Raw genomic sequence first — 1,736 nt, forward strand, 5'->3', positions numbered from 1 at the left:
GCCGCTCAGCCCGCCCCCACTGTCACATGCGCGTCATAGTTGCCTCCCCGCGGCACATGCGGTCCGCATGTGAGAGCGGAGAGGTTGGGGGGCGAGCGGCCGGGGAGCGAACGGCGGGGCGAGCGGGAGGGGCGGGGGCTCAGCTGGTCAGCACCAGGGCGGCGGTGGCGGCGGCGAGGCAGGCGAGCGCGGTGACCAGGCCGGTGCGCAGGAAACGCGGCCAGGCGACCTTCACGCCGGCCGAGCTGCAGCGCTCGTACCAGAGCAAGGTGGCCAGCGAGGCCCACGGCGTGACGATGGGGCCGACGTTGGTGCCGATCAGCAGGCCGAGCAGCTGGTCGTGGTTGGCGGCGGGAACGACGGCCTCGCCGGCGGTGTAGGCGGGCAGGTTGTTGAGCACATTGGACAGCCCGGCCCCGGTGCCGGCGGCGCGGAAGACGCCGGCCGGGCCGTTGCTGTCGCCGATGACGGCGTGCATGATGCCGGCCAGCCCGAGGTCGCTGATGGTCTGCACGACGAAGAACAGGCCCGTCACGAACACCAACAGCCGCCACGGCAGCAGGCCCCAACGCAGCGAACCTCGCTTGCGGAAGGCGAAGGCGATGACCACGACGCCGGCGCAGACCGGCGACACGATGGCCAGTTCGAGGCCGGCGACCACGCCGGCGATGAAGATCACGCAGGCGACGGCGCAGATGCCGAACAGGACGGGATCGGCCGGTTTGGGGGCGACGGGCGGCTCATAGCGGTCCATGCCGCGCCGGCCCCGGCGCCAGTAGAAGATCCACAGGCAGACGGCGGTCGCGGCCACGGAGGCCAGCTCCGGCAACACCATGCGCTGCGCGAAGGCCGGGGCGCTGAGCGCGACGCGGTTCATGGCCAACAGGTTCGTCAGGTTGGACACCGGCAGCAGCAGGCTCGCGGTGTTGGCCAGCCACACGGTTGTCATGGCCAGCGGAGCGCCCGGGATCGCCAGCCTCGCCGCCACGGCCAGCATGACCGGCGTGAGCAGCACGGCCGTGGTGTCCAGGTTGAGCGTGGCGGTGGTGATCGCCGCGAACAGCACGCACAGCAGGAAAAGCAGCACGAAGTTGCCGCGGGCCAGGATGGTCAGCCGAATCGCGATGGTGTCGAACACCCCGGCCTCGGCGGTCAGCTCGGCCAGCACGATCACCGCGCCGAGGAACACCAGGATCGGCCCGATCCGGACCATCGTGGCCTGGGCCTGCGCCAGCGGCAGCAGTCCCGTCGCCAGAAACACCAGGCCGACCGCGAGCAGCCCGATGGCCACCCAGTCGAGCGCGTCCAGCCTCCGCACCGAAGTTTCCTTTTCTCTCACCATGTTCATGACCGGGGCCGCATCCGGCTCTGCGGGTCCCACAGCAGGAAGTCACCGTCGTCGCTGGCGCTGGCGATCAGCGGCTGCCCGTCCACCCGCACACGGGTCAGCGCGCGCACGGTCCCGCCATGGGCCTGGTACTCGCCGACGAGTTCGCCGGTGCGCACGTCCCAGAACTGGATCAGCCCGCCGAAGCCGCCGCTGGCCAACAGCCGCCGGTCGCCGACCCGTGCCGGCCCGAGCGCGCCGACGTACCCGAGCCCGCTGTCCATCACCAACCGCGCCTGGTCGCCGGGATCGCCGACCGCGATGGTGCCGTCCTGGCAGCCGGCGGCCAACCGGCCGTCGACCACGGTCAACGTGACCACGCCGGCCAGGCCGTCGTCGAAGGTGCCCA

At 71.7% G+C, this 1,736-nt stretch carries 2 protein-coding genes; both read right to left on the reverse strand.

Annotation, left to right across the window (positions count from 1 at the left end):
• Positions 1 to 139 precede the first annotated feature (139 nt).
• On the reverse strand, positions 140 to 1,318 hold the full coding sequence (locus KUTG_RS09290) for an ArsB/NhaD family transporter (protein WP_232240725.1): 1,179 nt from the start codon (positions 1,316 to 1,318) through the stop codon (positions 140 to 142).
• A 26-nt stretch (positions 1,319 to 1,344) separates the two neighbouring features.
• Positions 1,345 to 1,736 (reverse strand): WD40 repeat domain-containing protein (locus tag KUTG_RS60940; RefSeq protein WP_043716377.1); only part of this gene is annotated, 392 nt, incomplete at its 5' end.

The organism is Kutzneria sp. 744, assembly GCF_000568255.1.
Classification (GTDB): Bacteria; Actinomycetota; Actinomycetes; order Mycobacteriales; family Pseudonocardiaceae; genus Kutzneria.